Raw genomic sequence first — 23,121 nt, forward strand, 5'->3', positions numbered from 1 at the left:
CTCGGCGGGGACGGGGGTAGAGCGGAACGGCGGGGACCGCGCTGCCGCGGCGGGCGGGGCCGGCACAGGACACACGGGACCGCCCGGAAGGAAGGGTTTCGTCCACATTTTCGGGGTACTCGCGCCGCATGAATGAAGCGCTGGAGGAGATCGCCGCCGGTTCCGGGCTGCTGGGCATCGGACTGGCCGTGGTCGCGGTGGTCGTGGTGGCCCTGTTGGTGGGGTTGTTCTGGTTCGGTGCGCGCAAGCGGCGCGAGATGCCGCCGCCGCCCCGCCCGGAGGAGCAGCCGCGCCTTCCCGAGGGCGGCCCCGTCGGCGAGGTGCGCGAGGCCCGCGAGCCGAACGAGATGCCCAGGAGCGACACGCGACTGCTTCCGCACGAGGTGAACGGCGGCGGCGGTTCGCGCACCAGCGACTCGCAGGAGCGGCCGCGCTGGGACGAGGGCGGCAGCGGCTCGTTCGGCAGCGGCGGTCCCGGCCACGGCTGAGCCGCCCCGCGCACGATCTCCCCGGTGCCGGTCACCGTCCGCTTCCCGGACGGTGACCGGCACCGCCGTGTGCGCGGGCCCCCGGCGACATGCCGGCCCGGTCCGCGGCAGGCCCCGCGAACACCGCAAACCGGGGCGGTTCGCGGCCGCTCGCGAGGGGCATGGAACGGACACTTCGCACCCGGCGGCACCAGACACCCAGGGCGGGCGGTCCGACTGACGTGAACGACGACACCGACATCCTCGCGGCGCGACGGAAGCTCTTCCTCCGCCTGGAGAACACCGAGACCGTCCCCGACTTCTTCCGCCACGTCGCCGACGACGTCCGCTGGACGCTGCTGGGCAGGCACCCGCTGGCCGGCGTGTACCGCTCCAAGGCCGCCTTCCTGGAGGGCCCGGTGGCCCGGGTGGACGCGGCCCTGCGCGGCGGACTCCGGCTGACCGTCGACCACCTGCACGTGGCGGGCCCGGTGACGGTGGCGGAGATGCGCTCCGCGGCCGTCGCGCTCGACGGCTTTCCGTACGAGCAGATCCACGCGTGGATCTGCCGGTTCGAGGGCGACACGCTGGTGGAGGCGCGCTCGTACGTCGACTCCGTCGAGCTGACCGACCTGCTCCGCCGTACCGCCGGTCCCCGCTGAGCGGACGGGCGGCCCGGGTTGCGCAACGGCGCACGCACAGCGCACACGGGGAGGCCGTGAGCCCTGTACGCGCCCCCTCTCGTGCGGGGAAAATCGCCTCCGCCGGTGTTCACGCGGCCGAGGCGGCGGAAGCCTCGCCGCACTCCCCACGTTCGAGGAAAGCAGGTCGGCTGCCGTGCTGGTGAGTCTGCCCACGTCCGTGTCCGAAGTACGCGAGCGCCTCGCCGAGGGAGCGGTGCCGATAGGCGGCGCGACCCTGGTGTGGGCCGGCTGGCAGCGCGACGGATTCCCGGAACAGGCGGTCTCGTTGCGGGAGTTGCCGGAGGCCCGGGTGATCGGGCCGCGGACGCTGGGTTCCGCGGTGCTGCTGCACCAGATCGACGACCGGGTGCCGGAGGTGCTGCGGCGCGCGGCCGCGAGCATCGGGACCGGGGCGGTACGGCGCACCGCCACCGTGGGCGGCAACCTGGTGGGCAGCACGCTGCGCTGCCTGCTGCCCGCGGCGATCGTGCTGGACGCGCGGGCCGCGGTGCTGGACGCGCGGCACGCCTACGAGACCGACCTGACCGAACTGCTCATCAAGCGCCCGCTGTTGGTCGCGCTGCACTGGCGCACGCCGCTCGTCAGCAGTTACCGCAAACTGTCCGGCGAGGCGGGCGGGCCGCCGCCCCTGGTCGTCGCCTGCGCCGTGCACGCCGGGTCGGACGGCGGCCCCGCCGAGCTGCGGGTCGCCGTGCGCGACGGATACGACGTGAGCGCCGGCAGCACCGCCGTCACCGGCCCGGCCGACGCGATCCTCGACGCCCTGTCCCGCACGGACCTCGGGGCGCTCCCCGCCGAGGCCCGCGACGAGGTCCGCGAGCGGGTCACCGGCATCCTGGACGGCCTGGCCGAACGCTGAGGCGGGGCGCGGCTGCGGCGGCGGTGCCCCGCGACCGCCGCGCGTCCCGCGTCCCGGCGGACGGCCGGTTCGGTCGATTCGGTCCGCCCGCGTGCTCATCCGCGGGGCTGCGAGGATACTGGGCAATACGGGTGACACCCCGGCCACGCGTCGCGCCGGCGACCTGACGGGCCGTGAGAAAGGTCGGCCTCGCGCCTGCGCCGGCCCACCCAAGGGCATCCACCACCGCCGAGGACCGCGGCACCGTGACGACCGGGGCACCCGGGTCGGCCTGTACGCACGCAGGCCGGCCGGCTCTTGCCGACGTGCTCTGGGAGGTACCCGTGAAGATGCTGATCAACGTTGCGGAGACCGTGGTCGCGGACGCCCTGCGGGGCATGGCCGCCGCGCACCCCGATCTGGTCGTCGACGTGGAGAACCGTGTGATCGTACGGCGGGACGCGCCCGTGGCCGGGAAGGTCGGCATCGTCTCGGGCGGCGGTTCCGGTCACGAGCCGCTGCACGGCGGGTTCGTCGGGCCGGGGATGCTGTCGGCCGCGTGCCCCGGAGAGGTGTTCACCTCGCCGGTGCCCGACCAGATGATGCGGGCCGCCGCGGCCGTGAACAGCGGGGCCGGCGTGCTGTTCGTCGTGAAGAACTACACCGGTGACGTGCTGAACTTCGACATGGCCGCCGAACTCGCCGAGGACGAGGGCATCCAGGTCGCGAAGGTGCTGGTCAACGACGACGTCGCGGTGACCGACAGCCTCTTCACCGCCGGCCGGCGCGGCACCGGCGCGACCCTGTTCGTCGAGAAGATCGCGGGGGCCGCCGCGGAGGAGGGCCAGCCGCTGGAGCGGGTCGAGGCGATCGCCCGGCAGGTCGTCGAGAACTCCCGCAGTTTCGGGGTCGCGCTCAGCGCCTGCACCACGCCCGCGAAGGGCAGCCCCACCTTCGACCTGCCGCCCGGCGAGCTGGAGCTCGGCGTCGGCATCCACGGCGAGCCCGGCCGGGAGCGGCGGGCGATGATGACGTCCGGCGAGATCGCGGACGCGACGGTCCACGCGATCCTGGAGGACCTGGACCCCGACCGGCCGGTGCTCGTCCTGGTCAACGGGATGGGCGCGACGCCGCTGCTGGAGCTGTACGGATACAACGCGGAGGTGCAGCGGGTGCTCACCGAGCGCAACGTGGTCGTGGCCCGCACCCTGGTCGGCAACTACGTCACCTCCCTGGACATGGCGGGCGCCTCGGTCACGCTCTGCCAGATCGACGAGGAGACGCTGCGCCTGTGGGACGCGCCGGTGCGGACGGCCGCCCTGCGCTGGGGTGTGTGACCGGCGCGGAACGGCAACCCATCGGGAACGATCCCGCACCTACCACGCAAGGAGAACCCGTGCTCGACGCCGAATTCTTCCGCCGCTGGATGACGGCGACCGCCGCCTCCGTGGACCGCGAGGCCGAACGGCTCACCGCCCTCGACTCCCCCATCGGCGACGCGGACCACGGCAGCAACCTGCAACGCGGGTTCACGGCCGTGACGGCGACGCTGGAGAAGGAGTCGCCCGCCACCCCCGGCGAGGTCCTGACCCTCGCGGGACGGCAGCTCATCTCGACCGTGGGCGGCGCGTCCGGGCCGCTGTACGGCACGCTGCTGCGCCGTACCGGCAAGGCGCTCGGCGACGACGCCGAGGTGACCCGGGAGCAGCTCGCCGCCGCCCTGGACACGGGCGTCCAGGCGGTCATGGCGCTGGGCGGCGCCGCGCCGGGCGACAAGACGATGATCGACACGCTGGTGCCGGCGGCTGCCGCCCTGGGCGAGTCGTTCGGCGCGGCGCGGGCCGCCGCCGACGAGGGCGCTCTCGCCACGACCCCGTTGCAGGCGCGCAAGGGCAGGGCCAGTTATCTCGGGGAGCGCAGCGTCGGGCACCAGGACCCCGGCGCCACGTCGGCCGCGCTGCTGATCGGCGCGCTCGCGGAGGCGGCGGGTGAGTCCGATGGCTGAGGCGGGCGGAAAGCTGGTCGGGGTGGTCCTCGTGTCGCACAGCGCGGAGGTGGCCGACTCGGTGGCCGGTCTCGCCCGTGCCCTGGCGGGCGGCGCCACCGACGTCCCGCTCGCTCCGGCGGGCGGCACGGAGGGCGGCGGGTTCGGCACCAGCGCGGAGCTGATCTCGGCGGCGGCGGCGTCCGTGGACCGGGGTGCCGGGGTCGCCGTGCTCACGGACCTCGGCAGCGCGGTGCTCACCGTCAAGGCGCTGCTCGCGGAGGGCGACGAACTGCCGGACGGCACCCGCCTGGTGGACGCCCCGTTCGTCGAGGGCGCGGTGGCGGCCGTGGTCACGGCGGCCACCGGCGCGGACCTCGACGCGGTCGAGGCCGCGGCGGCGGAGGCGTACGGCTACCGGAAGGTGTGAGCGGCGGACGGCGTCAGGGCGAGGTGGCCGGTCCGCCCCCTCCGGGGCGGACCGGTTCGGCGGGGGCGTCCGCGTCCGGCGCGGCGGTCCGCGCGCCGGACACGAACCGCCGGGCCAGGCGCTCGCCCTCGGCCTCGGCGGCGGCCCGGTCCTCGATGCGCGGGACGCGCGAGTTCTCGAAGACGATGTAGGTGACCCCCGCGTCGGCGCCGCCGCCGCGCGGGTCGGCGCGGATGCCGAGGGAGCGGGCGGCGGCGTACGACGCCTCGCCGATCAGGTCCTCGGGGCCGGTGTCCCCGACGACGGCGTAGCGCACCCGGTCCCGGTGCACGAGGGCCGCCACCGATCCGCCGCGCACGCCGTTCTCCCGGTGGTCCCAGCGCTCACCGGGGCCGGGCACGACGACGTAGGGCAGGTGCTCGGCGTCCAGGTCCCGGCCGTCGCTCTGCGGGTAGGCGGTGCCGGACGTGTACGCGGGGTCGCTGTGCTCGTTGCAGCGGCGGCCCGGCCGGCCGTCGCAGTCGACGTCCAGGTCGGCCGTCCAGTAGACCGCGCCGCGCGCGCCGCACACGGGGACGGTGGCGCGCTCGCCCGCGTCGGTGCGGAAGCGGCCGCGGGAGACGGGGACGCAGTCACGCACCCCGGCCAGGAGTTCGGCGGCACCGACGGCGCCCCGGCGCGCCCCCGAACGTGCCGTGCGGCGGGGACGTGTCGCCGGGGCACGCGGGGTCCGCGCCGGTACCGGTCCCGAACGGGGCGGTGCCGGCGGGCCGGGCACCGGCGCGCGGGACGCCGCGTCCGCCGGCCCGGGGAGCGCCGTCACGGCCGGCGGTCCGGCGTCGGACGGGAGGCACACCACCGGGGCGAGCAGGGCGGCACAGAGCGCCGCCGGGACGAGGGACCGGGCACGCACGTCGGGGACCCCTCTCCGGGGGGACGTCGAAGGACACCCGGCCCAATCTGGCCCCGGTCCGCTCCCCCGGCCACCGTTGGGGGGCCGGACGGCGCACGGCGCGGCGTGTCGGTCCGTGCGCGCCCGCGCGGCACCTCCGGCGTACTTCCGGGGGCCGGACCTGTGTCGGTCCCGGCCCCCGGGTACCCGTACCGGCGCGGGTCCTGCGACGACAGCGGTCCGCGCCTGCGGTCCGAACTCCCCTGCCCTCCAAGGGAGTTCGGACCGGACGGAGCATCAGCATACGTAACCGCCCCGGGTGCCCCCCGGCCGCCGGGACCTTGGCACCGCCCTCTTGTTGTGAGCACGCCGGCCGCGCCATATTGGTCCGGACCAATTTCGCCGCTCCGTCCGCACAGCCGGGAGGCACCGTCGTGCGTCGCCCCACCGCCGGTCCCGCCGCCCGTCTGCGCGCCACCGCCCGCCGCGCGGTCCCCGTCTGCTGCTGCGCGGTCCTGGCGGTCGCGTGCGGCGGCTCCGGCGGCGACGGCGACGACGGCCGTGCTCCCGGCGCGCCGACCGGGGTCACGGCGGTCGCGGGCAGCGCGACCAGCGTGCACGTCATGTGGAACGACGTGACCGCGGGCACCGGCACCGTCTACGAGGTGTACCGCGGCGCCACGAAGGTGGCGGACGTGCCCGGCTCGGAGCACATGTGGGACGTGACGCGGCTGGCGCCCGCCACCCGCTACGTCTTCAGCGTGCGGGCACGCGACGCCGCCGGGCGGCTGGGCCCGCCGAGCCGGCGGGTCCCGGCGACGACACCGGTCGCCGAGGCCGCGGACACCACCCCGCCGACCCGCCCCGGCGACGCGCGCGGCAGGACGGCCGGCAGCCGCGCGGTCCAGCTCTCCTGGACCGCGTCGAAGGACGCCCGCGGCGTCGCCTCGTACGACGTCTACCAGGGCGGCAGCCGCATCCACAGCGTGGGCGGGGCCCAGACGGCGACGGTGGTCACCGGTCTGCGGCCGGGCACCCGCTACTCGTTCACCGTGCGGGCCCGCGACGCCGCCGACAACGTCTCGCCCGCCAGCACCGCCGTCCGCCTCACCACGGCCCCCGGCAGCGACGACGGGGCGGCGACCGCGCCGGGCGGCTTCCGCGCGACCACCCGCCTCGCGAAGGGGGCGTACTACATCGACCTGGACTGGGTCCCGCCGCGCGTCGACGGCGTGGTCACCGAGTACCAGGTACGGCTCGACGGGCGGGCGGCCACCTCGCTCGTCTTCGGCGCGAACCCGCCCACCGGCCACGCGTCCTACAGCTTCTACGTCGGCCGCACGGCGGGCGAGCGGCACACCGTGCGGATCAGGGCGAAGCTGCCGGACGGCACGTGGGGCGGGCTCTCCGCGTCGCGGACGGTGCGCACGGGGACGCCGGGGCAGTAGGCCGGGCGGCGGATCACGTCACCTGCACGGCCCGGCCCCGCGTGCGGACCGGGCCGTCCGCACATTGGCTCTCCCTGAGGCAGCACGGGCAGCTCCCGACCCTCGGCGGCGCAACGGACGTACCGCCGACCGTGCCGCCCGGAGGGAAGACCACCCATGCGCACTCCTCGGCCACTCCTCCGCCGCGGCCTGACCGCGGCGGCCGTCGTCGCGCTGCCGTTCGGCCTCGCGGCCGCCCCCGCCGCGGCCGGCCCGGGAATCTCCGTCAGCACCAGCGGCTCCACCGTGTCGGTCACCACCGTCGCGTGCGCGCGGCTCAACGGCAGCTACGGCAACGCCTCGCTGCTCACCAGCAGCCAGGTCAACTTCGCGCAGGGCCGCCAGACCGCGCTGGCCGGTTCCGGCGCCGCCCAGAACGCGGCCTGGTCCAACGTGAGCCCCGGTACGTACACCGTGGTGGTCATCTGCTCCAACGAGACCGTCGCGGGCACCCAGGCGGTCGTGGTCAGCGCGGCCTCGGCGTCCGCCACCCCGACCGTGTCGGCGACGTCCTCGTCGGCCTCGCCCGCGCGCGGCGTGATGGGCGGCCTGGGCGGCGCCACCAGGGACTACGGCCGGGTGACGCTGCTCGCCGGAGCCGCCCTGGTCGGCTCGGGCGTCATCGCGAGCGGCTGGTACCTGCGGCGCCGGGCGCGTCCGCACCGCTTCTGAGGGCGCGCCGCGGCGGCGGCTCAGCCTGCCGGGTCCCGGCCGGCCGGCGGCTCGGCGAACTCCGCGAGCGCGTCGGTCAGCCAGCGGGTCCAGAAGGTCTCCAGGTCGATGCCGGCCCGCAGCACGAGATGCTGGAGCCGGTCGCGCCTCGCCGTCCCCGCGCCCGGCGGGAAGTCGCGCTCCTCGATCTGCCGGTACTCCGCCAACTGCCGCTCGTGCAGGTCGAGATGGCGCCGCAGGTCGTCCTCAAGGCCGGCCGTGCCGACCACCGCCGCCGCGCGCAGCCGCAGCAGCAGCGGGTCCCGCATCGGCCGGGGGTCCTGCGGGGCGGCGGTCCACCGGGCCAGTTCGGCCCGGCCCGCGGGCAGCACCTCGTAGCTCTTCTTCTGGCCCCTGGCCGGCTGCTCGGCCGGCAGGGCCCGGATGTGGCCCTCCGCCTCCAGCCTGCCCAGTTCGCGGTAGATCTGCTGGTGCGTCGCCGACCAGAAGTAACCGATCGACCGGTCGAACCGCCGGGTCAGCTCCAGCCCCGAGGACGGCTTCTCCAGCAGGGCGGTGAGGATGGCGTGCGGCAGTGACATGGGCTCATCCTAGGGACGCCCGGGACGCCGCCGGCCGGGCCGGCGGCGGGGCGGTGCGGCCCGTGCTCACAGGGCGGCCGCCAGTTCCGTGCCCTGCTTGATCGCGCGCTTGGCGTCCAGTTCCGCGGCGACGTCCGCGCCCCCGATCAGGTGGACGCGGCGGCCGGCCGCGCTCAGTTCCTCGTAGAGGTCGCGGCGCGGCTCCTGTCCCGTGCACAGGACAACCGTGTCGACCTCCAGCACGACGGGCCCGTCGTCGAGGGTGATGTGCAGCCCGGCGTCGTCGATCCGGTCGTAGCGGACACCCGGCACCATCGTGACGCCGCGGTGCTTCAGCTCGGTGCGGTGGATCCAGCCGGTGGTCTTCCCGAGCCCCGCGCCGACCTTCGAGGTCCTGCGCTGGAGCAGGTGGACGGTGCGGGCGGTGGCGGGGCGCACGGGTGCCGCGAGGCCGCCGGGGGCGCGGTGCCCGGTGTCGACGCCCCAGGTGCGGAAGTACACGTCCGGGTCCCGGCTCGCCCCGTCGCCGGGGTCGGTCAGGTACGCGGCGACGTCGAAGCCGATGCCGCCCGCGCCGAGGATCGCGACGCGCTCGCCGACGGGCACCCGGTCGCGCAGCACGTCGAGGTAGCCCACGACGCTGGGGTGGTCGACACCCGGGACCGCGGGGACGCGCGGGACGACGCCGGTGGCGGCGACCACTTCGTCGTAGCCGTCCAGATCGGCCGCGCCCACAAGGGTGTTGAGGCGGACGTCGACCCCGTACTCGGTGAGCCGGTCGCGGAAGTAGCGCAGCGTCTCGTCGAACTCCTGCTTGCCGGGGACCTGTCGGGCCACGTTGAGCTGGCCGCCGATCTCGGGCGCGGCGTCGAAGAGGGTCACCTCGTGGCCGCGTTCGGCCGCGCCCACCGCGCACGCGAGTCCCGCCGGACCGGCGCCGACGACGGCGACGCGCTTGCTGAACCGCGTTGGCGCGAGGACGAGTTCGGTCTCGTGGCAGGCACGCGGATTGACCAGGCAGGAGGTGATCCTCCCGCTGAACGTGTGGTCGAGGCAGGCCTGGTTGCAGCCGATGCAGGTGTTGATGGACTCGGACCGGCCGGCCGCGGCCTTGGCGACGAAGTCCGGGTCGGCGAGCATCGGCCGGGCCACGGACACCATGTCGGCGCAGCCGTCGGCGAGCAACTCCTCGGCGAGTTCCGGGGTGTTGATGCGGTTGGTGGTCACCAGCGGGACCGACACGAGGCCCATGAGCCGGCGGGTCACCCAGGTGTAGGCGCCGCGCGGCACGGACGTGGCGATGGTGGGGATGCGGGCCTCGTGCCAGCCGATGCCGGTGTTGATGATCGTCGCCCCGGCCGCCTCGACGGCCCGCGCGAGCGTGACGACCTCGTCGAAGGTCGAGCCGTCGGGGACGAGGTCCAGCATCGACAGGCGGTAGATCAGGATGAAGTCGTCACCGACGGCCTCGCGCACCCGGCGCACGATCTCCACCGGGAAGCGCATGCGGTTCTCGTACGGGCCGCCCCAGCGGTCCTCGCGCCGGTTGGTCCGGGTGACCAGGAACTCGTTGATCAGATAGCCCTCGGACCCCATGATCTCGACGCCGTCGTAACCGGCGGCGCGGGCCAGGAGCGCCGCGCGCACGTAGTCGTCGACGGTGCGCTCGACGTCCGCGTCGTCGAGCGCGCGGGGCACTGCCGGGCTGATCGGCGCCTGGAGCGCGCTCGGGGCGACGAGGTCGCGGTGGTAGGCGTAGCGGCCGAAGTGCAGCAGTTGCAGGGCGATCCGGCCGCCCTCGCGGTGCACGGCCGACGTGACGGCGGTGTGCTGCTCGGCCTCCGCCTCGGTGGTGAGTTTCGCGCCGCCCTCGTAGGGCCGGCCCTCGTCGTTGGGGGCGATGCCGCCGGTGACGATGAGGCCCACACCGCCGCGGGCGCGGGCCGCGTAGAACTCCGCCATGCGCGCGAAGCCGTTCTCGGCCTCCTCCAGGCCCACGTGCATGGAGCCCATGAGGACGCGGTTCGGCAGCGTGGTGAAGCCCAGGTCGAGCGGGCTCAGCAGGTGCGGGTAACGGCTCATCGGGCCCTCCGTGCGCGGTGTGGTCCCTTTGTTGTAGAGGACGGCCCGAGGTTTGTGCAACTAGTTGCACAATGCGATGACGGTCACACCGGGCCTGGCCGGGCCGGGCGGTGGCGCACACCGGCGGGCGCCGCCGCCGTCGGCGCCCGGCCCGGCCCGGGGACCCGCGAGCGGCGTCAGCGGTCCCGCACGCCGATCACCACGTGCGCGTACTCCTCGTCCGGGACGGCCACGCGGACGGTGAGCCCCGCGCGCGCGAACGCCCGGGTGGCCGCGGGAACCTGGCGTTCGCTGGTCTCGACGAGCAGACAGCCGCCGGGCGCGAGCCAGTCGGGGGCGCCCGCGGCGACCCGGCGCAGGACGTCGAGGCCGTCGGCGCCGCCGTCGAGGGCGACCAGCGGTTCGTGGTCGCGGGCCTCCACGGGCAGCAGGCCCACCTCGCCGGTCGGGACGTACGGCACGTTGGCGGCGAGGATGTCGACCCGTCCGGCCAGCCGCGCGGGAAGCGCGTCGAACAGGTCGCCCTCGGTCACCTGGCCGCCCGCCGCCGCGACGTTGGTCCGCGCGCAGCGCACCGCCGCCGGGTCGATGTCGGCGGCGTGCAGTTCGACCGGACCGAGGGCGTCGGCCAGGGCGGCGCCCACGGCGCCCGAGCCGCAGCACAGGTCCACCACGACGGAGGCCCCGGGGCACTGGGCGAGGGCCTGTTCGACGAGGTACTCGGTCCGGCGGCGGGGCACGAAGACGCCGGGTTCCACCACGATCCGCAGACCGCGGAACTCGGCCCGGCCGACGACGTGTTCGAGCGGAAATCCGGCCGCGCGGCGTTCGACCATGGCGCGCAGGTCGTCCGGGGACGCGGCGGCGGCGAGGAGCAGTTCGGCCTCGTCCTCGGCGAAGACACAGCCGGCGGCGCGCAGTTCGGCGGCCACGGAGACCAGTGGGGGCAGCGGCGCGGCCGCCCCGGCGGACGGGGAGGACGGGGGCAGCGGGGAGGAAGACGACGAAGAAGGACGAGACGGCACGGAGAAGGGGCCTTTCGGGAGCCGATGGGCGCTCCCGCGGTCACCCGAGGCCGGTGGTCCGCACCGCCCGGGGGCGTGAGCACCCGATTGCCACTGGCACTGGGTCTCACCTCCTGGGCGCCGCACTGCCGGGGACCGTCCGCGGCAGTGCGCCAGACTACCCGAACACCGGTGCGCGAACGTATCTTCACCCCCGTAACCCCGCGCACGGGCGGCATCCGGCGGCGCCCCGGCCCCGCCCGCCCTCCCGGGGACCCGCCGGGGCCGGGCCCCCGACCCCTGGTTGTACTCTGCAACCAGACGTGCGAGGGAGTTTCCGTGACAGCAGCCGAACGATCCGGGCACAGGGGTGCGGACGCGGGCGCGGACCGCGTGGACGCGGTGTCGCACCGGGGCGACGTGGGCCCGCTCGACGCGGACCCGGCCGCCGCGACCGCCACCGCCGGGACCGTCCGGGACGGCGAGGACGTGCCGGAGGGCGCGGCCGCCGCCTCCGTCGAGACCATCCAGCGGGAGATGACGATCTTCGCCCGCCGGGCCCGCGCCTCCGCCGGGCGGCTGCATCCCGAGCTGTCCCTCGTCTCGTACACGCTGCTCGGCCACCTGGAGGAGAGCGGCGGCTGCCGTGCCACCGACCTCGCCGCGCACCACGCCCTGGACAAGTCCACGGTCAGCCGCCAGGTGGCGGCCCTGGAGCGTGCGGGGCTGATCGGGCGGCGGCAGGACACGGAGGACCACCGGGTACAGGTGCTGGACCTGACGGACGCCGGCCGGCAGATCCTCGGCAAGGTCACCCGGCGTCGGCGCACCGCCTTCCGCACCCGGCTCGCCGAGTGGACGCCGGAGGACCTGGCCCGGTTCGCCGAGTACCTGACGCGCTACAACGAGGGCGCCCCGGACGAGGGGGAACCGGCGGGGCCGGACCCCCGCTGACCCGCCGGGGCGGCGCGCCGGCGGGTGGAGCCGGGCCCCGGACGTCAGCCCACCGGGACGCGCTCCTGCTCGACGAGGTGCTGCGGGGCACGCAGTTCCAGGAACGCCGTGGTGCGGCGCAGCCGGAAGCCGAGCTTCTCGTACAGCCGGACGGCGTTGGTGTTCTGCGCGCCCGTGTGCAGGAACGGCGTCTCGCCCCGCTCGCGTATGCCGTGGGCGACGGCCAGCACGAGGCGTGCGGCGAGGCCCTCGCCGCGGTGGGCGGGGTCGGTGCAGACCGCGCTGATCTCGGTCCAGCCCGGCGGGTGCAGCCGCTCCCCCGCCATGGCGACCAGTCGGCCGTCGCGCCGCAGGCCCAGGTAGGTCCCGAGCTCGACGGTGCGGGGCAGGAAGGGGCCGGGCCGGGTGCGGGCCACCAGGTCGAGCATCTCGGGCACGTCGGCGGGGCCGAGGCGGACCGCCTCCGCGTCGGGCGCGGCGTCGAGACCCTCGTAGACGAACTGGACGCCGTCCACCCGCATGGTCACCTCCCACCCCTCGGGGATCTCCCCGCGGTAGCCGGGCAGGTGCACCCGCGCGTCGGGGTCGGCGAAGGCGGCGAGGTCGGCCCAGTCCTCGGGGCCGGGGTCCTCGGGCAGCGCGAGCCAGGGCGACACGTCGACGGGGTAGCGCAGCACCCGTCCGCGCGCCTCGGCAAACAGCGCGTGCGGCCCGGTCAGGGAGGCGAGGGCCGGGTTGTCCAGGACGTGCCGCCCGGCGGGCGCGCCGGCGCTCACGCGAGGACTCCCGCCGGCGCGACGCGCACGCGCGCGTGACGTTCGCCCGACGGTCCGGCCGCGAGGCGTCCGCGGCCGTGGGCGGCGCCGTCACCGGCCGGTACGAGGTGGCCGCCGGGTGCCGCCGCAAGCGGTCCGCCGGGCCGGGTGAAGACGTCCGTCTTCGGCATGATTCCCACTCTCCTTCGCTCTCGCCGCACTCCCGGGACAGCCGGAGTGGGCACCTCACCTGCAAGGAGTGCGGACCGGGCGGCTATTCCCGGGCGGCGCGAGTGTTCATACCGCTGTCATGATCGGGCGCCCCGACCGACCCGCACGCGGCCCCGCGCGCACTCTGGCGGTACTCCGAACGGGACCGTACGGTGATCGTCCGCACCCCCGCTCCCGCACGAAGGCGGCTGTCGATGGCCCTGTTCGACCTTCCGCTCGCGGAACTCCGCGAGTACCGCAGCGTCTCCACCGAGCCCGACGACTTCGACGCGTTCTGGTCGCGGACGCTGCGGGAGACGCACGGGCACGACCTGGGCGTCCGCTTCGAACTGGTCGACTCGGGCCTGTCCACGGTGAAGGTGTACGACGTGACGTTCGCCGGGTTCGGCGGCCACCCCGTACGGGGCTGGCTGACGCTGCCCGCCGAGGTCGCGTCGCCGCTCCCCCTCGTGGTGCAGTACGTCGGCTACGGCGGTGGGCGGGGCCTGCCGCACGAGCACCTGCTGTGGGCGTCGACGGGCCGCGCGCACTTCGTGATGGACACGCGGGGGCAGGGCAGCGGATGGGGCGGCGGGGGCGACACCCCGGACCCGGTGGGCTCCGCGCCCGCGTTCCCCGGTTTCATGACCCGGGGTCTCGATGCCCCCGAGAACTACTACTACCGCCGGGTGTTCGCGGACGCGGTGCGGGCCGTCGAGGCCGGGCGCGCCCATCCGCTGGTGGACCCGGCGCGCACGGTCGTGCTCGGCACCAGCCAGGGCGGCGGCATCGCGCTCGCCGCGGGCGCCCTCGTGCCGGACGTGGTGGCGGTCGTGGCGAACGTGCCGTTCCTGTGCGACTTCCCGCGCGCCGTCACGCTCACCGACCGCAGCCCGTACCGCGAGATCGGCGACTGGCTCAAGACCCACCGGGGCCGCACCGAGGACGCGCTGCGGACGCTGGCGTACTTCGACGGCGTGCACTTCGCGGCGCGCGGCCGGGCCCCGGCGCTCTTCTCGACCGCCCTGGAGGACCAGACCTGCCCGCCGTCGACGGTGTTCGGCGCCTTCAACTCCTGGGCGCACGAGGACAAGTCGATCGAGGTGTACGACTTCAACGACCATGAGGGCGGCGGCAGTCACCAGGAGGCCGCGATCATCCGCTGGCTGGCCGCGTACGCCTGAGGCGGGGCGGGCGGCGGTTCAGGAACGGCGGCCGGCACTCCCGCGGCGCGCCAGCACCATCGCGGCCCGGGGGCTGCCGTCCGCGCGCTCGCCGAACTCCGGCAGCGGGCGCAGTTCCACGGCGAACCCGGCCCGCGCCAGCTCCCGGCCCACCTCGCCCAGCCGGAAGGCCCGGTAGTACATGACGAACGGGGGCCGCCACAGCGCGTTGCGCACCCGCATGACGGTGTCGAAGCCCCACAGCATCCAGAACGCCGCCTCGGTGGGCCGGGGCGGCGCGAGAACGGGGAACGCGAAGCAGCCGCCGGGCCGCAGCACGTCGTGGACCTGGCGGAACAGGCCGGGCAGTTCACGCGGCAGGAAGTGGCCGAACGCCCCGAAGCTCGCCACCAGGTCGAACGCGGGGCCGAACGGCAGGTCCCGCACGTCGGCGCGCACCCACGTCGTCCTCGGGCCGCCCGCCGGGCGCGGCCTGCGCCGGGCGACGTCGAGCATCCCGGCGCTGAAGTCGACGCCGGTGACGCCCACCCGGCACACCCGGGCCAGCGCGTCGGTGCCCGCGCCGGTGCCGCAGCACAGGTCGAGCCCGTCGTCGAAGTCCCCCGCGCCGCGCAGTTGCGTCACGACGGCGTCGAGCACGGAGTCGGGGGTTCGGAACGGTGTGTGGTCGAACTTCGGCGCGAGCAGGTCGTAACCGTGCTCGACGGAGGAGAGCGCCTGTACGGCGAGTTCACGCAGGCCGGGTCCTTCGGGGCTGAACACCGGGTCAGTCTAGGGATGCCCGGCCGCGCAGCACGGTGAGTACGCGCGCGCACCAGCGGATGCTGTCCTCCTCGAAGGCGATGCCGGCCAGCAGCGTCAGGTAGGGGCCGACGCGTTCGGCCTCCCGCAGGTAGGTCTCCTCGTCCCGGCCGTCCAGCAGCCGGGCGCGCACGCGCTCGTACCGGTCGAGTTTGCCGCGCGACCAGCGGGCCCGCTCCTCGACCAGCGCGCGGGTCGCCGCCGGGTCCGCCGCGTCCATCGCCTGGATCTTCACGAGGAGTTCGTCGCGCACGGTTCCGGGCCTGCGGGGCGGTTCGGCGGCGAAGGCGGCGAGGTCGGCGCGGCCCGCCCCGGTGAGGGTGAACATCCGCTTGTTGGGGCGGCGTTCCTGCTGCACCACGCGTGCCGCGATCAGGCCCTCCCCGGCCAGTTTCTCCAGTTCGCGGTAGAGCTGCTGCGGCGTCGCGGGCCAGAAGTTGGCCAGGGACAGGTCGAAGCCCTTCGACAGCTCGTAACCGGACGCCTCACCCTCCAACAGGGCTGCCAGCACGGCGTACTTGAGAGACATGTGGACACGCTAGCAGCCGTTGAATATTGTCGTCCGCACCTACTCAACAAAGTGACCAAGAGGTGGTGGTCCGATGCGCGCCTTCCGCGAATCGGTCGAGGCACAGGACCTGGACGCCGTCGAGGCGTTGCTCGCCGAGAACGTCGTCTTCAACAGCCCCGTCGTGTTCCGGCCCTACCCGGGCAGGGCGATCACCGCGGCGATCCTGCGCGGCGCCGCGCGGGTCTTCGAGGACTTCCGCTACGTGCGCGAGATCGGCGGCCCGGACGGCCGGGACCACGCCCTGGTCTTCACGGCGCGGGTCGGTGAACGCGAGATCGACGGCTGCGACTTCCTGCACCTGGACGAGAACGGCCTGATCGACGAAATCACCGTGATGGTGCGGCCGTTGTCGGCCGCACAGGCGCTCCAGGCGGCGATGGGCGCCCAGTTCGACCGCATCCTCAAGGAGGCCGCCGGGGCGTGACCGCGGGGGCATCCGGAGAATTCCCCAACTCCGGCCGCCCACGGCGTTGTTGACGGGGTGTCAACTCTGCGCCTCCGCCCGCCGCTCGGCACGGGTTCCGGTCGCCCGCCCTCGCGCGCCGTCACCGCACCCGCAGGTCGGAGAAAACGAACGGCGACGCGCCGGGAACAAACCCGGCACGTCTCCGTGTTGTACCCACGACAGGCGCCGTGACCTGCGCGGACTGCCCCGTTCACGGGTTTCCGCCCGGCGCCGGCACCTCTGTCGCGCCGCGGTTCCCGGACTCCGCACGGCAACGGTGCTACGCTGACGCCAGCACTTGTGTTACGCCCCAGGTTCGGGCGCCAGTGCCAGTTGTTCTCCTCATTTCTCGCCGGCCCGTCCGCCGTGCTGCGGCCGACGCCCCGGCTTCCCCGCACCACCTCACGGCAGCGTTCCCCGCCGCACCGAGGTGATGTTCTCCGTCGCCCGGAGACGCGTTCGTGCGCTCTCCCCCTCTCCGCGACGCCCCTCCCCCGTACTGCGTTCCCCCCCGGTCCACGAAAGGACTCACCTCATGACCACCACACTCGAACCCCCCGTCCAGCAGCAGGCCCCGGCCCGGCCCGTCATCGGTGTCCTCGACATCGACGGCAACGGGAAGGGGCACCTGCGCGCCGAGAGCTGCCTGCCCGCCCCGACCGACCTCCAGGTGCCCGCCGCGCTGATCCGCAAGTACGGACTGCGCAAGGGCGACCTCGTCACCGGCCCGCGCGGCGCGCAGCGCACCCTCACCGACGTCGACCACGTCAACGGCCGCCCCGCGGCCCAGGCCCGCACCCGGCGCCACTTCGGCGACCTGACACCGCTGCACCCCCGCGAGCGGCTGCTCCTCGAACACCCCGCGTCGGGGCTCGCGGGCCGGGTCACCGACCTGCTCGCCCCGGTCGGCAAGGGTCAGCGCGGGCTGATCGTGGCCCCGCCGAAGACCGGCAAGACCGTGCTGCTCCAGCAGTACGCGGCCGCGATCGCGGGCAACCACCCCGAATGCCGGCTCATGGTGCTGCTCCTCGACGAGCGGCCCGAGGAGGTCACCGACATGCGGCGCTCCGTGCGCGGCGAGGTGTACGCCTCCACCTTCGACCAGGCGCCCCGGCAGCACGTCGCCCTGGCCCAGCTCGTCGTCGAGCGGGCCAAGCGGCTCGTCGAGAACGGCGAGGACGTCGTCATCCTGATGGACTCGCTGACCCGGCTGTGCCGCGCGCACAACAACAGCGCCTCCTCCGGCGGGCGCACCCTCAGCGGGGGTGTCGACGCCGCCGCGATCCTCGGGCCGAAGCGGTTCTTCGGCGCCGCCCGCCTGGCCGAGGAGGGCGGCTCGCTGACCATCGTCGCCACCGCCCTGGTCGAGACGGGCTCCCGTGCCGACGACTACTTCTTCGAGGAGCTCAAGGGCACCGGCAACATGGAGCTGCGGCTGAGCCGGGAACCGGCCTCGCGCCGCGTGTTCCCCGCCGTCGACATCACCACGTCGGGTACCCGGCGCGAGGAATTCCTGCTCTCCCAGGCGGAGTTGACCGGTACGCACGGTCTGCGCCGGGCGCTGCAGAGCCGCGACGGCCGCACGTCCCTCGAAATCCTCCTCGACCGCATGCGCGCCACCCCCGACAACGCCACCTTCCTGCGCCGCATCCAGCCCACGCTGCCGGCCGCGCAGTAGAAGGCCGCACGGCGGGACGGCGCACAGCGAGAAGGTGCACGGTGGAGCGCCGCTCGGTGGAAGGTCGCACGGCCGCCGGAGAGAGCGCCGCGTCACCCTCCGGCTGGGGCATCCGGGTGCACGCGCTCCCCACTCGGCCCTGAAAACAGGGCGTAGGACGGAGTGCATTCCTACGTTTGCGGTATGACCATCGGATTTACTTCCCGGACCGTTGTGTCGGCCTGCGCCCTCTGCGTGACGGGGGTCCTGGCCCTCGCGCCCGTGGCGACGGCAGCCGCCGGGCCCGACCCCGCCGTGCCGGGCGGACCCCGGGCGACGGCACCCCTGCCGTCCCTCCTGTACGGCGCCGGTACCCAGGTCCGGCCGCACGCGGGTGCACCCGAGGTCCCCAACGTGTCCGCCCTGTCGTGGGTCGTCGCCGACGCCACCAGCGGCGAGGTGCTGGCCGCCAACGACGCCCACCGCAAACTGCCGCCCGCCAGCACCCTCAAGACCCTGTTCGCGCTCACCGTCCTGCCCGTGCTGCCCGCCGGCGTCCGGCACACGGTCAGCGAGGAGGAGCTGTCCGACGTCGGCCCCGGCAGCAGCCTCGTCGGCGTCGACGCGGGGCGGACGTACGAGGTCGCCGACCTCTGGCGCGGGGTCTTCCTCAACTCGGGCAACGACGCCGTGCACGTCCTGGCCGCCCTCAACGGCGGCTGGGAGACCACCGCGCACCAGATGCAGGACAAGGCGCGCTCCCTGGGCGCCATGGACACCCACGTCCTGTCCCCCGACGGCTACGACACCGAGGGCCAGGTGTCCTCCGCGTACGACCTCGCGGTCTTCGGCCGGGCCGGGCTGCGCAACGCGGACTTCGCGCACTACTGCTCCACCGCCGAGGCCCAGTTCCCCTCGCAGGGCTGGGGATTCGGTATCCGCAACACCAACCGGCTGCTCACCGGCGCCGACGGCGTGGACCCCTACCCCGGGCTGATCGGCATCAAGAACGGCTACACCAGCAACGCCGGCAACACCCTCGTGGTCGCGGCCCGGCGCGGCGGCCGCACCCTCGTGGCCACGCTGATGAACCCGCAGGCGGGCGGCGGGTTCACCGTCTACGAGGAGGCGCGCTCGCTGCTCGACTGGGGCTTCTCGGCCGCCGGCCGCGTCGATCCCGTCGGCTCGCTGGACGGGCTGAAGCCCGCGCCGCAGGCCGGCCCCACCTCCGTGCCGGTCGCCGCGCCCGCCCCCGCGCCGGACGGCCCCGGCTGGCCGCAGACCTGGGCGATCGCCGGGGCCGCCGGTCTCGGTGCCTGCGCCGTCGGCATGGTTCTGCGGTCCAAGGGCGGGCGTGCCGACGGGAGTTGACCGGACGGAAGCCACAGCAGCAGGCCCAGCGTGATCCAGACGTACGCGTTGGAACCCAGGAAGCCGTCCACGCCGGACGCGTCGCCGGTCCACAGCCACACCACGCTCGTGCACAGCACGGCGTACAGGGCGGCGGCGACCCGCGTCCGGCCGGCCCGCAGCAGTACCGCGAAGGCGGGCAGCAGCCACACCAGGTGGTGCACCCACGTGACGGGGCTGACCAGGCAGGCGGTCAGCCCCGTCAGCGCGAACGCCGCCGTCCAGTCGCCGCGGGACGCCGCGCGCCGGGTCCGCAGGGCCCACACGCCCAGCACCACCGCTGCCGCCGCCGCCCACAGCCCCCGGCCGGGGTCGCCGAGCCGCGCCAGGACGCCCTGGAGCGACTGGTTGGAGACGTACTCCGCGCGGCCGACGCGACCGGTGTCCCACAGCGCGTCCGTCCAGTAGAACCGCGAGGCGGCCGGGTCGAGGCACGCCGCGAACCCCGTCGCCGCGGCCGTCACCGCGCTCGCCAGCGCCGCGGCGCGCCACCGCCGGGTCACCAGCAGCAGCCCGATGAACAGCGCGGGCGTCAGCTTCACCGCCGTGGCGAGGCCGATGCCGACGCCCGCCAGGCGCTCGCGCCCGGAGGTGATCAGCCGCAGGTCGGTGAGGACGAGAGCCAGCAGCACCAGGTTGACCTGGCCGAAGCTGAACGTGTCGCGCAGCGGTTCGAACAGGGCGAGCAGGCAGCAGGCGAGCGCCCCGCCGAACCAGCCGTGGCGCCGCCACCGCGCCCCGGCGAGCAGCCGCAGCACCGCCGCGAGGGCGGCGAGGTTCAGGAGCAGGCCCAGCGCGATCGCCGTGCGCACGCCGACCAGCGCCATCGGCGCCATGACGACGGCCGCGAACGGCGGGTACGTGAACCCGTACGCCGTGCCCGGCATCCGGTAGTCGTAGATCCGGCCGCCGTGGTGGAGCCAGCCGTTCACGGTGCCGTGGTAGACGCGCAGGTCGAACGAGCCGCGCAGCAGCGGCACGGTCGCCGTGAAGACGGTCACCGCGACGGCCAGGGCCAGGACCAGCAGCACCCGGCCGCGGTCGGTGCCGGGCGCCCTCACGTCGTACCGCCCCCAGCGGGGGCCGGGCCGCCGCGGGCCGCGGGCACGCCGAGCATCCGGTGGAGCTGCCAGAGCACCACCACCGCGAGCAGTCCTCCGCCCGCGGCGGACGCCAACTGCCCGGCGTCCGCCGGGTTTCCGTCCGGCAGCACGACGAGCGCCAGCAGCGCGACGGGTACGGCGGCCCGGCGGCGGACGGCCGCGGCGGGCGCGGCCGCGGCTATCGGGAACACCCCCCACAGCAGGTACCAGGGACGCAGTGCCGGGCCGAGCACGGCGACCGTCGCGAGGGCCAGGCCCAGTGCGTAGACGGGGCGCGGGCGCAGCCGCCACCACAGCGGCGGGAGCACGGCCGCGGTGACGGCGAGACCCAGCAGGTGCCAGGCCGTCGTCGCCAGCGGGGCCAGGTCACTGCCGAGGCGCTGGAGCAGTGCCCCGGTCGCGCGGCCCAGGAGGCTGGTGAGGGCCCAGTTGTGCGAGGAGACGGGGGTGCCCAGGGCGTGCGCCCAGCCGTATCCCGTGCCGGCGAGGGCGGTCGCGGCGACCGTGGTGACGAGGGCGGCGGCCGCCGTCGTCGCGACGGCCGGGGCGGGCCGCGCCCCGGCGTGGATGCGGACGGCGACGATCGCGGCGAGCCCGAGCACGGCGGGCGCCTTGACGAGCGCGGCGAGGGTGACGAGGACCGCACCCAGCAGCGGCCACCTGCCACGGGCAGCGACCAGCCCGGCGCCCAGCAGCCCGAGCATGAGGGCGTCGTTGTGGGCACCGGCCACCAGGTGGAGCAGCACCAACGGGTTGAGGGCGCCGAGCCAGAGCGCGGCGGCGGGGTCGGCGCCGCTGTGCCGGGCCAGCCGGGGCAGCGCCGCGGCCATCAGCGCCACCCCGAGCAGGGCGAGCAGCCGCATGCCGAGCAGGCCCGCCGGAAGGTCGTCGCGGGTCAGGGCGGTCAGCACGGCGGCCGGCCTGAGGAAGACCGGCCCGTACGGGGCGGCCGTGTGCTGCCACAGCGGCGCGACCTGGTCGGCGAGCGGACCGCCGAGACGCGCGGGTCCGTGCGCGTACACGTCGATACGGGCGTCGACCATGGCGCCCTGCGCGAGGTAGCTGTAGACGTCCCGGCTGAACAGGGGCGGCGCGAGCAGCAGCGGCGCCGACCACACCGCGAGGACGCCGTACAGGGCGCGCGGCGCGGGCGGTCGCGGGCCGAGCGCGAGTCGTCCCAGGGCGGCCCAGGCCGCGATGAGCAGGACGAGGCCGAAGTACGCGGTGACGAGGCCGAGGGCGGGTCGTGCCGGGACGGGGGCGAGCAGGTCCCCGACGGGCAGGGCGCCCGACGCCTCGCCGCCCGCGGCGAGGAAGGCGGTACCGGCCAGGCCCAGCGCCCGGCACTGGCGGAGGTCGACGGGGCGAGGAATGGCCGGCACGCGGGCAGCCTGTACGGACCGGATGGCCGGCAGGCGTCGGGCCCGTCACCGCGCGGCGGCGGCAGCGTGACCGGCTCGTGGGCCGGACGCGGGGGTGCGCCGAAACGCCCGGGGGGCGTGCGGCACGCGGGTGCGTGCCGCACGCCCCCCGGGCGCCGGTGTCCGCCGGGCGGCCGGACCGGTCAGTCCAGGACGCCCGTCGCGAGCATGCCGAACAGGGCCAGGCCGACCACGATCCGGTAGATGACGAAGGCGTTGAAGGAGTGCTTCGCGACGAACTTCAGCAGCCAGGCGATGGAGCCGTAGGCGACCACGAACGAGACGATCGTGCCGACGGCGAGCGGCGCCGCGCCCACCCCGGTGCCGAGCGCGTCCTTCAGTTCGTACAGCCCGGCGCCGGTGAGGGCGGGGATGCCGAGGAAGAACGAGAGCCGGGTGGCCGCGACACGGTTCAGGTCGAGGACGAGGGCCGTGGACATGGTGGCGCCGGAGCGCGAGAAGCCGGGGAACAGCAGCGCGAGGATCTGCGAGGAGCCCACCAGCATCGCGTCCTTGAACGTGGTGTCGTCCTCGCCGCGCTTGTGCCGGCCCATCTGGTCCGCCGCCCACATCACGCCACTGCCCACGATCAGCGAAGCGGCCACCACCCACAGCGAGGCGAGCGGTCCCTCGATGAGGGGCTTGGCCGCCAGACCGACGATCACGATCGGGATCGTCGCGTAGATGACCCACCAGGCGAACTTGTAGTCGTGGTGGTAGCGCTCCTCCCGGTGCGCGAGACCGCGGAACCACGCCGTGACGATGCGGACGATGTCCTTGAAGAAGTACACGAGCACCGCGGCGATCGCCCCGACCTGGATGACGGCCGAGAAGCCGACGACGGCGTCGTCGTCGACGGGGATGTCCATCAGCCCCTCGGCGATCTTCAGATGGCCGGTGGAGGAGACGGGCAGGAACTCGGTCACCCCCTCGACGATTCCGAGGACGACGGCCTGACCGACGTTGATGACGCTCATGGGATCCAGTTCTGAAAAAGTTGATCGACAGTTGCGCGGGACAGTCTGGCGTACCGGGCCCGGCCGTCCGACGGGCGGTCCGGGGGTGGGCACCGGCCGGACCGCGGCGGCGGGTCAGCCCCAGAGGGCCTGGGCGACCGCGCCGCCGACGAGAGCCGCGCCGAGTCCGGCGGTGATGCTCCCCACGACGTTGGCGACGGCGTGCAGCCGCGCCCCGGTCTCGGCCAGGCGCAGTGTCTCGTACGAGAAGGTGGAGTAGGTCGTCAGGGCCCCGCAGAAGCCGGTGCCGACAAGGAGTTGCAGGTGGACGTCGGCGGCGCCGGCCGCCACCGCGCCGGTCACCAGGCCGAGGACGGCGGAGCCCGCGACGTTCACGGTGAAGGTGCCCCAGGGGAAGCCGGTCGCGTGGCGGGCCTGGACCGCGCGGTCGGTGAGATAGCGCGCCGGGGCACCCACGAGGGCGCCGAGGACGACCAACAGCCAGTTCACAAC

The 23,121-nt window shown here is 74.9% G+C and carries 24 protein-coding genes and 1 pseudogene; 13 read left to right on the forward strand and 12 right to left on the reverse strand.

Annotated features, from left to right (window positions below; genetic code table 11):
* The first annotated feature begins 128 nt into the window (after positions 1-128).
* From ACFZA0_RS14650 to ACFZA0_RS14675, 6 genes are all read left to right on the forward strand, one after another.
* Complete coding sequence (locus ACFZA0_RS14650; RefSeq protein WP_391015690.1) at positions 129-488, forward strand: DUF6479 family protein; 360 nt, start codon at positions 129-131, stop codon at positions 486-488.
* 221 nt (positions 489-709) lie between these two features.
* Entirely contained in the window at positions 710-1,129 is a 420-nt protein-coding gene (locus tag ACFZA0_RS14655; protein ID WP_391015693.1) for a nuclear transport factor 2 family protein, read from the forward strand.
* 175 nt (positions 1,130-1,304) lie between these two features.
* Positions 1,305-2,030, forward strand: a complete 726-nt coding sequence (locus ACFZA0_RS14660; protein WP_391015696.1) for an FAD binding domain-containing protein — start codon at positions 1,305-1,307, stop codon at positions 2,028-2,030.
* 323 nt (positions 2,031-2,353) lie between these two features.
* Positions 2,354-3,346 (forward strand): dihydroxyacetone kinase subunit DhaK, encoded by a 993-nt coding sequence (dhaK, locus tag ACFZA0_RS14665; protein ID WP_391015698.1) that lies wholly within the window; start codon positions 2,354-2,356, stop codon positions 3,344-3,346.
* A 59-nt stretch (positions 3,347-3,405) separates the two neighbouring features.
* The gene (dhaL, locus tag ACFZA0_RS14670; protein ID WP_391015700.1) at positions 3,406-4,014 is read left to right on the forward strand and encodes a dihydroxyacetone kinase subunit DhaL; all 609 of its coding nucleotides are present in this window, start codon (positions 3,406-3,408) and stop codon (positions 4,012-4,014) included.
* A complete protein-coding gene (locus ACFZA0_RS14675; RefSeq protein WP_391015703.1) occupies positions 4,007-4,423 on the forward strand; it encodes a PTS-dependent dihydroxyacetone kinase phosphotransferase subunit DhaM in 417 nt (138 codons plus the stop codon). Before dhaL ends, ACFZA0_RS14675 begins: the two co-directional genes overlap by 8 nt.
* A 13-nt stretch (positions 4,424-4,436) precedes the next feature.
* On the opposite strand, the gene ACFZA0_RS14680 is transcribed toward ACFZA0_RS14675, so the two are convergent.
* A complete protein-coding gene (locus tag ACFZA0_RS14680) occupies positions 4,437-5,336 on the reverse strand; it encodes a glycoside hydrolase family 75 protein (RefSeq protein ID WP_391015706.1) in 900 nt (299 codons plus the stop codon).
* Between the two features lie 413 nt (positions 5,337-5,749).
* Here ACFZA0_RS14680 and ACFZA0_RS14685 point away from each other — a divergent pair, with 413 nt between their 5' ends.
* Positions 5,750-6,763 (forward strand): fibronectin type III domain-containing protein, encoded by a 1,014-nt coding sequence (locus ACFZA0_RS14685; RefSeq protein WP_391015709.1) that lies wholly within the window; start codon positions 5,750-5,752, stop codon positions 6,761-6,763.
* Positions 6,764-6,919: 156 nt separating this feature from the next.
* On the forward strand, positions 6,920-7,474 hold the full coding sequence (locus ACFZA0_RS14690; protein ID WP_391015712.1) for a hypothetical protein: 555 nt from the start codon (positions 6,920-6,922) through the stop codon (positions 7,472-7,474).
* A 20-nt stretch (positions 7,475-7,494) separates the two neighbouring features.
* Here the strand turns inward: ACFZA0_RS14690 and ACFZA0_RS14695 are convergent, their stop codons facing one another.
* From ACFZA0_RS14695 to ACFZA0_RS14705, 3 genes are all read right to left on the reverse strand, one after another.
* Positions 7,495-8,055, reverse strand: coding sequence for a helix-turn-helix transcriptional regulator (locus tag ACFZA0_RS14695; RefSeq protein WP_391015714.1), 561 nt, complete (start codon positions 8,053-8,055; stop codon positions 7,495-7,497).
* Positions 8,056-8,121: 66 nt separating this feature from the next.
* Positions 8,122-10,137 carry an FAD-dependent oxidoreductase gene (locus ACFZA0_RS14700; RefSeq protein ID WP_391015717.1) on the reverse strand — a complete coding sequence of 672 codons (2,016 nt, stop codon included), beginning with the start codon at positions 10,135-10,137 and terminating at the stop codon, positions 8,122-8,124.
* Positions 10,138-10,313: 176 nt separating this feature from the next.
* Positions 10,314-11,126, reverse strand: a complete 813-nt coding sequence (locus tag ACFZA0_RS14705) for a putative protein N(5)-glutamine methyltransferase (RefSeq protein ID WP_391016531.1) — start codon at positions 11,124-11,126, stop codon at positions 10,314-10,316.
* 552 nt (positions 11,127-11,678) lie between these two features.
* Between ACFZA0_RS14705 and ACFZA0_RS14710 the strand changes: the two genes are divergently transcribed.
* Complete coding sequence (locus tag ACFZA0_RS14710) at positions 11,679-12,095, forward strand: MarR family transcriptional regulator (protein WP_391016533.1); 417 nt, start codon at positions 11,679-11,681, stop codon at positions 12,093-12,095.
* 44 nt (positions 12,096-12,139) lie between these two features.
* Here the strand turns inward: ACFZA0_RS14710 and ACFZA0_RS14715 are convergent, their stop codons facing one another.
* Together ACFZA0_RS14715 and ACFZA0_RS14720 are read right to left on the reverse strand one after the other, a co-directional pair.
* Positions 12,140-12,871 carry a GNAT family N-acetyltransferase gene (locus tag ACFZA0_RS14715; protein WP_391015720.1) on the reverse strand — a complete coding sequence of 244 codons (732 nt, stop codon included), beginning with the start codon at positions 12,869-12,871 and terminating at the stop codon, positions 12,140-12,142.
* Positions 12,868-13,041 carry a hypothetical protein gene (locus ACFZA0_RS14720; RefSeq protein WP_391015723.1) on the reverse strand — a complete coding sequence of 58 codons (174 nt, stop codon included), beginning with the start codon at positions 13,039-13,041 and terminating at the stop codon, positions 12,868-12,870. The genes ACFZA0_RS14715 and ACFZA0_RS14720 overlap by 4 nt, the downstream gene beginning before the upstream one ends.
* Before the next feature lie 234 nt (positions 13,042-13,275).
* Here ACFZA0_RS14720 and ACFZA0_RS14725 point away from each other — a divergent pair, with 234 nt between their 5' ends.
* A complete protein-coding gene (locus tag ACFZA0_RS14725) occupies positions 13,276-14,244 on the forward strand; it encodes an acetylxylan esterase (RefSeq protein ID WP_391015725.1) in 969 nt (322 codons plus the stop codon).
* A gap of 18 nt (positions 14,245-14,262) precedes the next feature.
* On the opposite strand, the gene ACFZA0_RS14730 is transcribed toward ACFZA0_RS14725, so the two are convergent.
* Both ACFZA0_RS14730 and ACFZA0_RS14735 read right to left on the reverse strand, forming a co-directional pair.
* The gene (locus ACFZA0_RS14730) at positions 14,263-15,006 is read right to left on the reverse strand and encodes a methyltransferase domain-containing protein (protein ID WP_391015728.1); all 744 of its coding nucleotides are present in this window, start codon (positions 15,004-15,006) and stop codon (positions 14,263-14,265) included.
* Positions 15,007-15,010: 4 nt separating this feature from the next.
* A complete protein-coding gene (locus tag ACFZA0_RS14735; RefSeq protein ID WP_391015731.1) occupies positions 15,011-15,574 on the reverse strand; it encodes a helix-turn-helix transcriptional regulator in 564 nt (187 codons plus the stop codon).
* Between the two features lie 73 nt (positions 15,575-15,647).
* Here ACFZA0_RS14735 and ACFZA0_RS14740 point away from each other — a divergent pair, with 73 nt between their 5' ends.
* The 3 genes and pseudogenes from ACFZA0_RS14740 to ACFZA0_RS14750 form a co-directional block, all read left to right on the forward strand.
* Entirely contained in the window at positions 15,648-16,040 is a 393-nt protein-coding gene (locus ACFZA0_RS14740; RefSeq protein WP_391015734.1) for a nuclear transport factor 2 family protein, read from the forward strand.
* A gap of 454 nt (positions 16,041-16,494) precedes the next feature.
* On the forward strand, positions 16,495-17,739 hold the full coding sequence (gene rho / locus ACFZA0_RS14745) for a transcription termination factor Rho (protein ID WP_391015737.1): 1,245 nt from the start codon (positions 16,495-16,497) through the stop codon (positions 17,737-17,739).
* Between the two features lie 183 nt (positions 17,740-17,922).
* Positions 17,923-18,753: pseudogene (locus ACFZA0_RS14750) on the forward strand (D-alanyl-D-alanine carboxypeptidase family protein); the annotation flags it as partial.
* 83 nt (positions 18,754-18,836) lie between these two features.
* Here ACFZA0_RS14750 and ACFZA0_RS14755 read toward each other — a convergent pair.
* The 4 genes from ACFZA0_RS14755 to crcB all read right to left on the reverse strand — a co-directional run bounded on the left by ACFZA0_RS14755 (position 18,837) and on the right by crcB (position 23,118).
* Positions 18,837-20,189: a glycosyltransferase 87 family protein gene (locus ACFZA0_RS14755; RefSeq protein WP_391015739.1), complete on the reverse strand. Its 1,353-nt coding sequence runs from the start codon at positions 20,187-20,189 to the stop codon at positions 18,837-18,839.
* Entirely contained in the window at positions 20,186-21,604 is a 1,419-nt protein-coding gene (mptB, locus tag ACFZA0_RS14760) for a polyprenol phosphomannose-dependent alpha 1,6 mannosyltransferase MptB (RefSeq protein WP_391016536.1), read from the reverse strand. Before mptB ends, ACFZA0_RS14755 begins: the two co-directional genes overlap by 4 nt.
* Before the next feature lie 191 nt (positions 21,605-21,795).
* Entirely contained in the window at positions 21,796-22,629 is an 834-nt protein-coding gene (locus tag ACFZA0_RS14765; protein ID WP_391015741.1) for an undecaprenyl-diphosphate phosphatase, read from the reverse strand.
* 114 nt (positions 22,630-22,743) lie between these two features.
* A complete protein-coding gene (crcB, locus tag ACFZA0_RS14770) occupies positions 22,744-23,118 on the reverse strand; it encodes a fluoride efflux transporter CrcB (RefSeq protein WP_391015743.1) in 375 nt (124 codons plus the stop codon).
* Between the last annotated feature and the right edge of the window lie 3 nt (positions 23,119-23,121).

Source organism: Streptomyces sp. NPDC008150 (assembly GCF_042956945.1).
GTDB lineage: Bacteria > Actinomycetota > Actinomycetes > Streptomycetales > Streptomycetaceae > Streptomyces.